This window comes from Bradyrhizobium sp. SZCCHNR1043 (genome assembly GCF_032489675.1).
Classification (GTDB): Bacteria; Pseudomonadota; Alphaproteobacteria; order Rhizobiales; family Xanthobacteraceae; genus Bradyrhizobium.
Map to the genome: position 1 here is coordinate 208457 of NZ_JAUEYN010000013.1, position 12161 is coordinate 220617.

Below are 12161 nucleotides of genomic sequence, written 5' to 3' on the forward strand. Positions count from 1 at the left end.
ACCAGTCCGGTCAGGCGTCAGCATCAGAAAATCCATTGACGCCGGAAGAATGGAGCCAATGAGTCTCCCTCCTTGTAAACGAGGGTAAATAGGGAGCACGCACATTGGCTAGCGCCTGTCGGATTTCATCATATAAATACCGAGCAGAATGCACGCTCCTATGACTATCCATGTTTCCATGGTGCCGGACACATTCGTAAAAAATGCTTTGCTGAACCCCGGCAGGGCAGCAGTAAGGATCAGCGCAAGAGCGATCACAAAGAGTAAGAACCAAAGCGCCATTTTGAATAGGAATTTTCCAGGCATAGCCGCAAATTACCCGTGGTAGATAAGAGCGACTGCGAGACCCGCTCCTATGGAGATCGACCAGAGCGTAATGTCGGAGTGTCCTAGTCCTGAATCGTACAGAAATATTCTCGTTAAAAGGGTGGTGAGGATGCTGGCAATTGCGCGCTTCATCATCGTCGATGTGGCACCCGTAGGACCCCTCATACCACCGGTCAGAGCTACAAGGGCTAGCAGCGCAAGGACGAGCAGCGCAAAAACTCCGCCTAGGTATTGATAGTCGACCACGGAAGCCCTCTTCGCGCCGAGTGATCTAAATCTACGTTAGATGAAATTGGATTGCCAGAGATTGTGGAGTGGACTTTCTCGGAAACGCCTTCAGCGTATAGGGAGGTGGCATTCTAATCGCGGACCCGCGGACAGAGTTGGTCCGTATGCTCTGCTCTTGGCAGCTCGCAATGTACGCTGCAGAAGGCACCCTTCCCGCGGATTAATTTGCAGAGTGGTGCTTCATTCGAGCTCAAATTCTAGCAAGAGAGATTGGGTCGAGAGACGATAGTCGTCTAAGAGCTTGTTGATTTAATCTCGCGCTGAAGTAGTATCCGGTCTGATTTCACCATTTGATATTTGACAGGTGCGACATGTACCGTCCTTTCTGCAAGAATTGCGGCAGCACCCATGAAGGCCAAAAACTCTACCAATGTGTAAACTGCAAAAAGAACTATTGTGGGGATTGTCTAGACTGGTACTGCAAAAATTGCGGCCAAGAGACATACCCCGGCACGTCCGGCCTGCCATTCGGGGGTAGGATGGGAATCGACGAAGTCGGTTCTATCAAGGATGTGGCCCGGCACGAAAGGCTCAGGCGTGAGCAGGAAGCTTACGACTATCAGCAGGAACAGATTGCATTAGCAGCTCGGCAGCGCGAGTACGAACGAGAGGAGGCCGCAAGAGAAAGTTACTCTCAAGAGGTTGACCGGAAAGGCCTCGGTCCGCTTGGCAATGCCTATAGAGCAATCATTGGACTGGGCGCGTTTGTTGGTTTCGCGGCGGGTATTGTCATCGCTATCAGCGACGGGTTTAATTTTGTCGGTATATTTATTTCGGGATTTATTGTTGCTCTGATCGTCGGCGGCGCGCTGGCACTTGCTGGCGCGATGCTTCTGCGCTTTTGGTGGGTTGTCCTCCTAGGCGGGCTGATTGCGCTATTCTCGGCCATGCGGCACTAGAAAAGTCCCACCTCATTGTCGGGTCGGAGCATGTGCGAGGGAGGCAGTAATCATCTGCACTAGCGTAGGGTCTATAGCTTCGTGCACCAGCTCCTCAATAGTGTCGTACGGTCCTTGCCAGGGCGTCTCTGCTGGGGGAAACTAGAAGTAATACCCTTCGTCTCTTTGCTCGACGTGGAGGGGTAAGACGCCATTGGCGATTTTTCGCATGATGGCTCCTGTGGTGGATTAGCCCTGCCGGTGCTTTGGGGAGTACAGGCCCAGTGGCCCAGCGTTCGTCTCCTCGAAGAATTGGAGTTTGCGTTCGCCACCGCAGACGGGGCAGTCGGCTCGATCCTTGATAATCTTCAGTCGGAGATTGGAATTTGTTGGAAGTGTAGAGTGCGCGTGGTCAAACATGGTGACCGTTATGGCACTGCATCACATCCCGGCTACCGCCTTACATATTTGACAACTTCGACTTCAGCTCGCGTGTTGCCGCACTCGTCGACCGAGAACGAATACATGCCGTGTTGCGTTGCAGTGAACACGCTGTCAGAGCAATCCGAGATAGGTGCACCGTTCAGCAGAATTTGGACGCCTCTACGGTTGCGGACGACCATCTGGTCCGCGTCGTCGAACTGCACGTGCTGCGGTATATACGGTGCAATAGACAGATGAAGTGTGCGAAGCACGGCTAGTGCCGGCTCGCGGCGGCTTGCAGTGGCGCGATCCTTGTTGGCCGGTTTGCGAGGAAAAGTGTCGGCTGTTTTGCGTTTCAATTCGCCAGCATCCCACGCAATAATCTTGACCTTGATCGCTTCGGTGTCGTCACCGGCTGAAGCGACAATCTCGTAGGTGCCGGCGTCTAAATTTAACGGAGCCCACCGACACCAAAAGGTGCCGCGTTGTGTCGGTGCTCGGAGGGGATCGCACTTACGTTCATTCGTGCCCTGGCGCAGCGTGAGCTGGAGTACTGTTTGTGATGGGATTGCATTTTCGAAGTACGCCAACGCTGCAAAGGTCGGTATAGGCGCCATGTACGTATCGTTAATGTCAGTGTCGGATAGTCCGCCACCCGCGGTATCGCGGCCTGTTTTTATGAGCGTGATTTGGGCCGGTGCTACGATGCGTGCTGGCGCTTGTGGTTGAGTGAGAGCGGTTGCAGGCTGCGATACTGTTGGGATCGCTGGCTGAGGAGCATACCGAGGCGCGGGAGCGGGCGTGTTGTTTGACGCCACAACATTATTCGCAGGTGGGCTGCGCAATATAAAGATGGCCCATGCAAAGAAGAGAATGCCGGCAATGACCGCGAAAGTCTTTATTCGTCCTAGAAGCGTTTCAAAAAAATCAACAAACGGATTTTCCGCGTATACATAATTGGCCTGCAACCAACGACCAAACGGCTCTGCTAATTGAACGGCGGCGTTAGCTTCAAGGCGAACATCGTTGATATTTTCAGAAATTCCGGACTGACCGTGTGAGTTCGGATTAGCGTGGCGAAATACGTGGATGAAAAATTGTCGCCCCGATGGTTGTAGGCGCGATTCAATATCTTGATAGATGTCGTTCGTATCCCGGAAGCGAGACTTGGTCTTGTCAGTCCGCTTATTCGTCATTTCTTCGGTTATGGGTATTGAATGGCGCTCGGCAATAAGTCGAGCGGCCAAGTCCGCAAAGCTGCGGATGCTGTTTAGCGAGGACGTGGGATACGTATCAACCTGCTCGACCGCAATGTTGGCGTAGTACGCCATGTCCTCCGGCAAAAAATCAAATGGGCCGGGCATAGTATGCGATATCAACCAAAGGGTTTACAGACCCGTCTATACCCCAAAAGGCGTACGCAAGAAAATAGGCCGCTAGGCGGCCTTGCTGTGCTGCTGCTTGAACTGGTCGAGCAAGTCGGCCCAACGAGCGCGATTGAGCAGCTTGGGCACCTCCCAAGCATCACGCGATCGCCGAACGGATCGCCGTAAGCGTCACTGTAGTAATCGACGCGCCCGTGCATTTCAGCGCCAACCTTGGCCTTGCACCGCGGACAGTCGATGATGAAGGTCGGCATCAAGACCTCGATTGTGATGGCGCGGGGAAGTCGCCCGCCCGCGCCAGTGGGAGCGATCAGCGAGGGCTCACCGAAGAGTAGCAGCGAAGGCTGGTGCCCCTGGCCGGAATCGAACCAGCACTCCTTGCGGAACTCGATTTTGAGTCGAGCGCGTCTACCAGTTCCGCCACAGGGGCATTCGCCGGGCCTGTGCAGGAACCATAGCGAAGCGGGCGGACTATAGCGGGCGGCCGGGCCGGGTCAACCCGCACGGACGTGATGGGCGCGCATCTCGACAGCTTTCGCGAGCCGGAGTAGGAGCCGGAACGGCCCGGCATTGGACCGGATGCAGCCCCGTTCGGGAGGACCGATGACCAATACGTCTGTGATGGCGCGCCCCGCGGCGGGAGCCATGAGCCCGGCGGTGGCGGCGGCGCTGCTCGCGGCCGGCATCGCGGCGGCGGCCTTGGCCGGCGCCTGGTACATGCAGCTGGTCTGGGGCCTGCAGCCCTGCGAGCTCTGCCTGAAGCAGCGCTGGGCCTATTATGCGATCGTGCCGCTCGGGCTGCTGATCGCGCTCGCCGCCAAAGGCGGCGCGCCGCGCGCGCTGGTGCTCGCGGGGCTCGGCGTGGTGGCGCTGGCCGCGCTCGGCAATGCCGGGCTCAGCGTCTATCACTCCGGCGTCGAATGGGGCTTCTGGCCGGGGCCGACCGAATGCACCGGGCCGATCGGCAATCTCGGCAGCGCCGGCAACCTCTTGGAGCGGCTCGACAGCGTCAAGGTCGTACGCTGCGACGAGGTGCAATTCCGCTTCCTCGGCCTGTCGCTCGCCGGCTACAGCGTGCTGATCTCGCTCGCCATCGCCGCCATCGCGGGCTGGGGCATCGCCCGGAAGCGCGCCTAGTCGTCGACATCCTCCTGCGGCCGTCCGAACAAATGGACGATGCCGGGGGTGGCGATCGTGACGAACACGAAGCGCGACAGGTGATGCGCGCCGACGAAGATCGGGTCGATGTGCAGCGTCAGCGCCAGCGCCATCATCGCGTCCATCGCGCCGGGCGCGAACGCGACGATGGTGTCGGAGAAGCGCACATGCGTCACCAGCACGATCACGGTGACGAACAGCGCCGATATCGCCACCGCGATCGCGAACGAGCCCAACGCAGCCCTGATATGGCCGACCAGGGTCTTCACCCGCATCCGGGCGAAGCGGCTGCCGATCAGGGCGCCGATGCCGACCAGCGCCACGCCGCGCATCCATTCCGGCAGGCCGCCCTCGACGAGGCCGGTGCCGTGCAGGACGCCGCTGGCGACCATCGCGCCGAACAGCCAGCTCGCCGGAAACCTGATCAGCTGCATCAGCATCGCCGCGACCAGCGAGGCCACCAGCAGCGCGAGCAGGCCGAGCGGCGAGGCGACGCTCTGGCCGAGCGAGATCGGCGCGGCCGGTGCGACGCCCGCCACCGCCAGCACCAGCGGCAGCGCCGCCGTCAGGATGATCACCCGCAGCGTCTGCACCACGGCGATCGCCGACAGGTCGGCACCGCGCTCGACCGCGAGCATCGTGATCTGCGACAGCGCGCCGGGACTGCCGGCGAGCAGCGCCGAGGTGCGGTCCCAGCCATGGATGCGCTGCAGATAGAGGCTGGAGCCGAAGGTCGAGCAGAACGTCGCGAGCGCCAGGAGGCCGATGGTCACCGGATAGGCGCTGACATGGTTGATCAGCTCGCGCGAGACCACGGCGCCGATCGAGATGCCGAGCAGCAGCAGCACGGTCTGGGTCAGGATCGGCGGCATCGCCAGCGGGCGGCCGGCGATTGCGGCGATCGCGGTCGCGATCATCGCGCCGGATATCAGCCCGCCGGGCAGATGGGCGACGAGGAAGATCAGGCCGCCGGCGGTGCCGAGCACGAGCGTCTCGATCGCGCTCAGGATCTTGGCGCGGCTCGGCAGCTCAAAGGGGAGGGAGGAGATGATCTGGCGCACGGCGCCTTATGCCAAAACCTGCCTGCGCGAACAATTCCCGCCGCTGCGCAGGCGCCATGCGCGCGTGCACCCGCAGGTGCCGGTCATTTCGGCTTCTCCGGCGTCGGCGCGGGAGCGGGCACGGGTGTCGCCGCGGCGGCCGCCGCCGCCTTGTCGCGCTTGCAGGCCGAGCGGAATTTGCCGCGTGCCTTGCCCTTCAGCCCCTGCTCGTCAGCCTCCTTGGAGCAGGCAACGGAAATCGTCCGCCGCGCCGCCTTGTCCAGGCTGGCGAACTTGTCGGTGGCGGCATCGGGCCGCGCCGGCAGCGTCAATCCGGGCTGCGAGCAGGCGGGGCCGGCGGTCCACAGGGTGGCAATTGCGATGGCCGCAATCGCCGCCCGGGCAGTGAATCTCATGCTGAAGTCCTCGAACGAAAGGCACGGCGCGATGTCCGGCGATGCTGAACCCGCAGTGAATGGAATGAGCCGGATCGCCGCGCGACGCAAATTATATTTTCGCGCGGCCACGCTCCCGCCTGCTTTGTCGGTCGCGAGCGTCTCGCTAGAATTACCGTCCCATTCCATCATGCTCCACAGGGAGATCGAGGATGAGTTTTCACGCAAAATCATTGGTTGCTTCGTCACTCGCTACGCTGGCCGTGATCGGGCTCGCGACGTTCGCCGCCGCCCCGGCGAAGGCGCTGACCGCGCAGGAATGCAGCGCCAAGTACAAGCAGGCGAAGGAGGCCGGCACGCTGGGCGGCCAGAAGTGGAACGACTTCCGCAAGGCCCAGTGCGGAAGCGATGCCGCCGCGGCCGCGGCTCCGGCCGCGCCTGCCGCCGAGGCCAAGCCGGCCAAGGCGGCGAAATCCGAAGCCAAGGAGGCCGCTCCCGCGCCGACCGGTCCCGCCGTGTTCCCCAACGCGGTGGACCCGAAATACGCCAAGGAGAAGCCCGGCAAGGCGCGGCTGCAGACCTGCGTCGATCAGTACAATGCCAACAAGGCGACCAACGCCAATGGCGGCCTGAAGTGGATCCAGAAGGGCGGCGGCTACTACAGCGAATGCACCAAGAAGCTGAAGGGCGCTGCCTGATCCGGGCTGACGAGACGTTGCCGGCGGCCGGGGGCATCATGCGTCCGGCCGACGCTTTCGACGCCGCGCATCGCCGCGAGACCGCCGGGCTCGGATCGGCGCCGGTCGCGCGGCGGTTCGCAGCGGTGGCGGCGGCATTGCTGCTCCGGTGATTTTGGGGCTTGCCTTCCTGTGCGGGAAATGACCCTGCTCTCGCCATGATCTCTGCTGTCCAAGGTGTGCTCAGCCTGTTTTGCGGCGCGATGGTCGGGTTCTCGCTCGGCCTCGTCGGCGGCGGCGGCTCGGTGCTCGCGGTGCCGCTGATGGTCTATGTCGTCGGCGTGCCCGAGCCGCACATCGCGATCGGCTCGAGCGCCATCGCGGTCGCCACCAACGCGGCCATCAATCTCGCCAATCATGCGCGCGGCGGCACCGTGATCTGGCCGATCGCGGCGCTGTTCGCAACGGCGGGCATCGTCGGCGCCTTCATCGGCTCGCTGCTCGGCAAGATGGTCGACGGCCAGAAGCTGCTGGCGCTGTTCGCGCTGGTGATGATGGTCATCGCCATGCTGATGCTGAAGACGCGCGCCCGCATCGGCACCCCCGATGTGAAGATGAGCATGGCCAACGTCCCGGCGGTCGTCGGCTTCGGCCTCGCCACCGGCACGCTGTCCGGTTTCTTCGGCATCGGCGGCGGCTTCCTGATCGTGCCGGCGCTGATGGCTGCGACGGGCATGCCGATCATGAATGCGGTCAGCTCGTCGCTGGTCGCGGTGACGACCTTCGGGCTCACCACCGCGGCGAGCTATGCCTGGTCCGGGCTCGTCGCCTGGGATCTCGCCGGACTGTTCATCGCTGGCGGAATCGCCGGAGGTCTTGCCGGCACACGCCTGGCGCGCCATCTCTCCGAACGGCGCGGCGTATTGAACGTGGTGTTTTCCGTCGTGATCGCGGTGGTGGCGCTGTATATGCTGACGCGCAGCCTGCTGCATATCTGGAGCTGACCTCGATGAAGCGCGTCCCCTCGACTGCGATCACCTCCGCCAGCAGCCGGCGTGACGTGTTGACGCTTCTTGGCGCAGGCGCGGCGCTTTCCTTGTGGCCCCGCGACAGTCACGCCGAGGATGCCGACGAGCCCGACGAGGGCGCGGTGCTGCGCGACCCCGACGCGCCGGTGCTCGGCAATCCTTCGGGCGACATCACGATCGTCGAATGGTTCGACTACAATTGCCCGTATTGCCGCAAGCTCGATCCCGAACTGCAGCAGGTCATCCACGATGATGGCAAGGTGCGCTGGGTGCTGAAGGAGTGGCCGATTCTCGGGCCGACTTCGGTAACTGCCGCGCGGATGGCGCTGGCCTGCAAATATCAGGACAAATACGCCAAGGCGCATGAGGCGCTGATCGGCGTCAGCTCGAAGCTCACCGAGCCGCGCATCGACGAATTGCTCGCGGGAGCAGGCGTCGACGTCGACCGCGCCAAGCGCGACCTCGCCGCCAACGCCAAGGCCATCGACGACATGCTGGCGCGCAACGACAAGCAGGCGCGGGGCTTGCGTTTCCGCGGTACGCCGTCCTTCATCGTCGGCAAATTCAGGGTGCCCGGGGTGCTGACCATGGCGCAATTCGAGCAGGTCATCGCCGACGCGCGCAAGGCCAAGGCGGCCAACTGATGGGCAAAGCAAAGGCGCCTCGACCAACGGCCGAGGCGCCTTGAAAACAGCAGCGTCGTGCGCGTTACTTCGACGAGATGCGAACCCAGTCGTCATGCGCGCGGGTCTTGAGTGAATTCCAGCTATCCGCCGCGACGTCCCAGTTCACGATGGTCCGGCGCGTCTGCGCGGTCGGCCCGTTGGCGACCTCGGAAGTTTGCATCGAATCATGGATGTAGACGCCGAACCCCAGGATGAGGGCCCCCAGGATCATTCCCACGAATGTCCGCATGTCATGTTCTCCAGTGTGACGGCCAACAACGCCGCGGTCGAAACTTGGTTCCGCGCTCGCCGCGGTCCCGGTCCGCCGCGATCAGAACAACCTAACTGCGCGATTTTTCAGGCCGTGATTCCGGCAGCGAAGTGACGAGATTGAGCGTTTTCATCTCGTCGGGCTTGAACGTGAACAGCTGGTCATGCGGTGTCTCCATCGCATGCACCCAGACCTTCAGATCGATGCCCATCTCGGCGAGATGGCGCTGGCACCGCGCCGAGATGTTCTGCGCAAGGCTCATGTCGTCGCCGGACCTCACGGCGGTCCCGGACGTGGGGACTGCGGCGGTCTGATGCACGCCGATGATCGCCCGCTCGCCGGCCCGGCGCTCGAGACCGCCGGCGAACACCAGCGGGCACGACGAGGCGCAATATTTTCCCGCCTCCACTTCGGTTGCGAATTTCCGCGCGCGGATCAGTCGCCCCATCGCCAGCGCGTCGGCGACGGAGCCGCCGGGCGAGTTCAGCACGATCGTCCTGATATATTCGCCATGACGTTCGACTGCGTCCGCAAAGCTGCGCGCGCTGCCGGGTGTGATCGTGCCGGTCGCGAACAGCCGGCCGCCGCCGCGCAGCTCGAACTGAATCGGCTGCTGCAAGGCACGATCGCCCTGCGGCAGCGGCATCAGCCGCTTCATCAGGGGCGCCAGCAAGGATGGTGATTCGGCCGGCAGGTCCGGCGCCTCGCGCCGAATGTCGAGCTGAGGCGGGGCTGCATCCGATGGCACCTGCGGAGCATTCAACTCGAGCAGGTCCGCCGCGAGAACCGCGACGGTGACGACGAGAATGCTGCGGAAGACCCAACGCAGAATGCTCTCGTCGGGATTGCCCGCGAGCCAGGCATGGACGCGTCGGTTCAGCGCCGAAGCCACGGGACTACTTCCCGATTCGAGCTGATGACAGCGACGTCACGTTCTCATCCGCCGCGGCCGGCGCCGGCTCAACGGCTGATGCAGCAGGCGCCTCCGTGGGCGTTTCGGCTGGCCGTCGCTCGGCCGCCCGCCTGGCGTCCTCGACCTCGCGCGCAATCTGCAATGCGGTGACGAGATCGGCGGCCGTCAGGCTGGAGGCGCTCACGGCGGGCAGGCCCTCGCGGCGGATGGCGGCATGGACGACGCAGAGGATCAGCACCAGCACCGCCGGCATCAGGTCGATCGAGATTGCGCCCGCCCAGCTCGGAATGAAGTCGCCGGCGTAGCGCAGCACGGCTTCAGCGGGCGACAGCGTCTGGAAGCGGGTCGGCTCGATGCGCGGCAGCGCCAGGATCTTGTCGGCGGCGTCGGCGAGCGAGGCGGCCTGCGTGGCGATCGCGCCCTCCACCTTGCCGACGACGGCGGTCTGGCGCTCGGCCAGGTCGCCGCTGCGTCCGCCTGCGGCGGGCGCGATGAAACCGGCGGACAGCGACGCCGCGGCGCGCCTCACCGCAGGTGCCACCGAGGTCTGCTGCAGATTGGCGATCACGCCCATCAGGTTCAACGACTCCGTGGCGAAGGCATCGCTGCGCGTTGCGATCGGGCCGCGGTCGGAGATCAGCTCGCGCATCTTGGCGAGGCTCTTGCCGCCCTGCTCGTAGAGAGCAGAGACGCGCCTGCCGGACTCCTGGACCTGCTGGCCCAGTCCGTCGAGCTGCGTCGACATCTGCGCGAGAAGCTGGACCACGGTGCCCGATCCGGAGGTGCCGGTCAGCGAGCCCGCGCGTTCGGCGTCCGCCAGCTTGGCGAAGCGGGAGGAGGCGAGCTGGATATCGGGCAGCAGGCTTTGCGCAGCGATGGCCTGGCTATTGGCCCTGTCGAGGTCGCGCGTGTAGTTCTGCACGGTGATGGCGAGATGCTGCTGGATCGCCGCGGCGCCGGCCAGGGCAGACGCATTCAGCCAGGACGACATCGCGACGATCATCAGCGAGCCCAGCAGCATGCAGCCGGCCATCATCAAACGCCCCATCGCGCTGGTGACGTGCGGCATGAACTGCATCATGAACACCCAGAAGGCGTAGATGCCGACCGAGACCGCGACGGAGTAGATGACTGCCGCAAAGAACACCGTGGTCGGACTGCCGTTGAGCAGCTCGCGGACGCCAAGATAGGTGTAGACGCCGGCGGCCAGCGCCAGGATCGCGGTCGTGAGCTTGAGCGTCACCTCGAGACGGTTGACGCCATTGGCAAGCACGACGGAGGTGGAGGAGCGGGCGGACGAGACTTGCGCGACGGACGCGGCAGGCGAGGGCATCAGCGGCGAGGGCATGAGCAGACCTTCGGCGGCGTCATGGCCGCCCGTGTGCAGCGCCCCCGCTGTATGACCGAGCAGGACCAATGCGGACAAAATCCGCCGACATTGTGTCGGCGGCATTGCCGATCAGCCATGTCGTAGCAAGGAGAGGCAAGCTCAGCGCAACAGCCAGCGCAGCAGCTCGACATTGGCCTCGCGCGGATAGCAATGGCTGAGATCGTCGATCTCGCGATAGGCGACGTCGGCGCCGGCCTTGGCCAGGGCGTCGGCCGTATGCCGCGCGATCTCGACCGGGAACATCCAGTCGAGCCGGCCGTGCACGATCTGGATCGGCAGGCCGCGCAGACGGTCCCGGTCGGCGATCTCGGCCATCAGGGGATGGAACGTCGCGGCCACCGGCGCAAGATGCGTGAACGGCGAGCCTGCGGCCAATCCGCTGACGTAGCAGAACGTGCCACCGTCGCTCATCCCGGTCAGGAGCATGCGGGCGGGATCGATCGCGACGCGGCTGCGGACGAGGTCGAGAATGCGCAGGAGGTTTGGCGTATCGGCGTCGTCGCCCATCAGCGCCCAGGTCGGTCCTGCCGCGGTGGGGGCGATCAGGATGGCGCCGAGGCTGCGCGCGGCGCGCAGCCAGCTCCAGAGAAAGTCGCGGCCGTTGCCGCTGCCGCCATGCAGCGCCATGACCAGCGGCCAAGCCCTGTCCGCCGTGTAGTATTCCGGCACATACAGCGAAAAGCCGCCGCGATTGCCGATCTCGTTATGGTCGTGAAACACTGTGTCCTTGCCTGCAGAGGACGCGGCCAGCAACTGGCGCAGCCCGTTGTCGCCATCGACGGCGGGATCGAGGAAGAATTCGCTCAGCGGCGGCAGCGTCGCTGCCAGTGGAAACAGCGCCTCGAGTGCGCGTGGCAATTGACGAAGGGCCCTGAACACATCGACCAGGTCGCCCTCACCGCGCTGAACGGCGCGCAGGCCGGCAAACGACATCAGCGCGGCGTCCGCCGCGGTGTCGAAGGCGATACGGATATGGGCGAAGTCCGCCGGCCACGACGTGAGATGAATCCGCGCCGTGTGCAGCGTCCGCTCGGGATCGCCGACATCAGCCATCACGCGATCGAAATCCGGCGGGTTCAGGTAGCGTGCAACGTGGGACAGGGCTTCGAGCGTCTGCAGCAGTGGCGGCAACACGATGAGAATGTCATCCACCACGGCATCCGTCATGCAGGTCTCCTTGGTACGCGGGTCTGGCCGTCTCGTCTGCTTGCCGGCGAGCGCTGTCATGCAACGCAAAATCGGACGTCCGGGCAATGACCATTTTCCGAACGCGTGTTCGCTCCGCGAAGCCACAATCTCGCGATGCGGCTCCTGCAAGTCAAC

Annotated in this window: 12 protein-coding genes and 1 tRNA gene; 5 read left to right on the forward strand and 8 right to left on the reverse strand. The window is 63.5% G+C overall.

Annotated elements, in window-relative coordinates:
- Positions 1-1094: 1094 nt before the first annotated feature.
- Positions 1095-1514 (forward strand): hypothetical protein, encoded by a 420-nt coding sequence (locus QX039_RS23405; protein ID WP_315736167.1) that lies wholly within the window; start codon positions 1095-1097, stop codon positions 1512-1514.
- Positions 1515-1945: 431 nt separating this feature from the next.
- On the opposite strand, the gene QX039_RS23410 is transcribed toward QX039_RS23405, so the two are convergent.
- Both QX039_RS23410 and QX039_RS23415 read right to left on the reverse strand, forming a co-directional pair.
- Positions 1946-3247: a hypothetical protein gene (locus QX039_RS23410; RefSeq protein WP_315736168.1), complete on the reverse strand. Its 1302-nt coding sequence runs from the start codon at positions 3245-3247 to the stop codon at positions 1946-1948.
- 399 nt (positions 3248-3646) lie between these two features.
- Positions 3647-3731 (reverse strand) — tRNA-Leu (locus QX039_RS23415).
- A 173-nt stretch (positions 3732-3904) separates the two neighbouring features.
- Between QX039_RS23415 and QX039_RS23420 the strand changes: the two genes are divergently transcribed.
- On the forward strand, positions 3905-4438 hold the full coding sequence (locus QX039_RS23420) for a disulfide bond formation protein B (RefSeq protein ID WP_315736169.1): 534 nt from the start codon (positions 3905-3907) through the stop codon (positions 4436-4438).
- On the opposite strand, the gene QX039_RS23425 is transcribed toward QX039_RS23420, so the two are convergent.
- Positions 4435-5520 carry an AbrB family transcriptional regulator gene (locus QX039_RS23425; protein ID WP_315736170.1) on the reverse strand — a complete coding sequence of 362 codons (1086 nt, stop codon included), beginning with the start codon at positions 5518-5520 and terminating at the stop codon, positions 4435-4437. The two genes, QX039_RS23420 and QX039_RS23425, sit on opposite strands and share 4 nt — an antisense overlap.
- Positions 5521-5603: 83 nt before the next feature.
- Positions 5604-5915, reverse strand: coding sequence for a PsiF family protein (locus tag QX039_RS23430; RefSeq protein WP_315736171.1), 312 nt, complete (start codon positions 5913-5915; stop codon positions 5604-5606).
- Positions 5916-6106: 191 nt separating this feature from the next.
- On the opposite strand from QX039_RS23430, the gene QX039_RS23435 reads away from it, so the two are divergent.
- The 3 genes from QX039_RS23435 to QX039_RS23445 all read left to right on the forward strand — a co-directional run bounded on the left by QX039_RS23435 (position 6107) and on the right by QX039_RS23445 (position 8243).
- Positions 6107-6592: a hypothetical protein gene (locus QX039_RS23435; RefSeq protein ID WP_315736172.1), complete on the forward strand. Its 486-nt coding sequence runs from the start codon at positions 6107-6109 to the stop codon at positions 6590-6592.
- A 197-nt stretch (positions 6593-6789) separates the two neighbouring features.
- Complete coding sequence (locus QX039_RS23440) at positions 6790-7575, forward strand: sulfite exporter TauE/SafE family protein (RefSeq protein ID WP_315736173.1); 786 nt, start codon at positions 6790-6792, stop codon at positions 7573-7575.
- 5 nt (positions 7576-7580) lie between these two features.
- Positions 7581-8243, forward strand: coding sequence for a DsbA family protein (locus QX039_RS23445; RefSeq protein ID WP_315736174.1), 663 nt, complete (start codon positions 7581-7583; stop codon positions 8241-8243).
- A 64-nt stretch (positions 8244-8307) separates the two neighbouring features.
- On the opposite strand, the gene QX039_RS23450 is transcribed toward QX039_RS23445, so the two are convergent.
- The 4 genes from QX039_RS23450 to QX039_RS23465 form a co-directional block, all read right to left on the reverse strand.
- Positions 8308-8514 carry a hypothetical protein gene (locus QX039_RS23450; protein WP_172111383.1) on the reverse strand — a complete coding sequence of 69 codons (207 nt, stop codon included), beginning with the start codon at positions 8512-8514 and terminating at the stop codon, positions 8308-8310.
- A gap of 91 nt (positions 8515-8605) precedes the next feature.
- On the reverse strand, positions 8606-9427 hold the full coding sequence (locus tag QX039_RS23455) for a hypothetical protein (protein WP_315736175.1): 822 nt from the start codon (positions 9425-9427) through the stop codon (positions 8606-8608).
- Positions 9428-9431: 4 nt separating this feature from the next.
- Positions 9432-10796 (reverse strand): hypothetical protein, encoded by a 1365-nt coding sequence (locus QX039_RS23460; protein ID WP_409998894.1) that lies wholly within the window; start codon positions 10794-10796, stop codon positions 9432-9434.
- A 141-nt stretch (positions 10797-10937) separates the two neighbouring features.
- Positions 10938-12005 (reverse strand): phospholipase, encoded by a 1068-nt coding sequence (locus QX039_RS23465; RefSeq protein WP_315772743.1) that lies wholly within the window; start codon positions 12003-12005, stop codon positions 10938-10940.
- Between the last annotated feature and the right edge of the window lie 156 nt (positions 12006-12161).

Bases quoted from the DNA above. Each gene is read 5' to 3' on its own strand.
- QX039_RS23405 (WP_315736167.1), top strand. From the start codon at position 1,095: ATGGGAATCGACGAAGTCGGTTCTATCAAGGATGTGGCCCGGCACGAA.
- QX039_RS23410 (WP_315736168.1), bottom strand. From the start codon at position 3,247: ATGGCGTACTACGCCAACATTGCGGTCGAGCAGGTTGATACGTATCCC.
- QX039_RS23420 (WP_315736169.1), top strand. From the start codon at position 3,905: ATGACCAATACGTCTGTGATGGCGCGCCCCGCGGCGGGAGCCATGAGC.
- QX039_RS23430 (WP_315736171.1), bottom strand. From the start codon at position 5,915: ATGAGATTCACTGCCCGGGCGGCGATTGCGGCCATCGCAATTGCCACC.
- QX039_RS23435 (WP_315736172.1), top strand. From the start codon at position 6,107: ATGAGTTTTCACGCAAAATCATTGGTTGCTTCGTCACTCGCTACGCTG.
- QX039_RS23440 (WP_315736173.1), top strand. From the start codon at position 6,790: ATGATCTCTGCTGTCCAAGGTGTGCTCAGCCTGTTTTGCGGCGCGATG.
- QX039_RS23445 (WP_315736174.1), top strand. From the start codon at position 7,581: ATGAAGCGCGTCCCCTCGACTGCGATCACCTCCGCCAGCAGCCGGCGT.
- QX039_RS23450 (WP_172111383.1), bottom strand. From the start codon at position 8,514: ATGCGGACATTCGTGGGAATGATCCTGGGGGCCCTCATCCTGGGGTTC.
- QX039_RS23460 (WP_409998894.1), bottom strand. From the start codon at position 10,796: ATGCCCTCGCCGCTGATGCCCTCGCCTGCCGCGTCCGTCGCGCAAGTC.
- QX039_RS23465 (WP_315772743.1), bottom strand. From the start codon at position 12,005: ATGACGGATGCCGTGGTGGATGACATTCTCATCGTGTTGCCGCCACTG.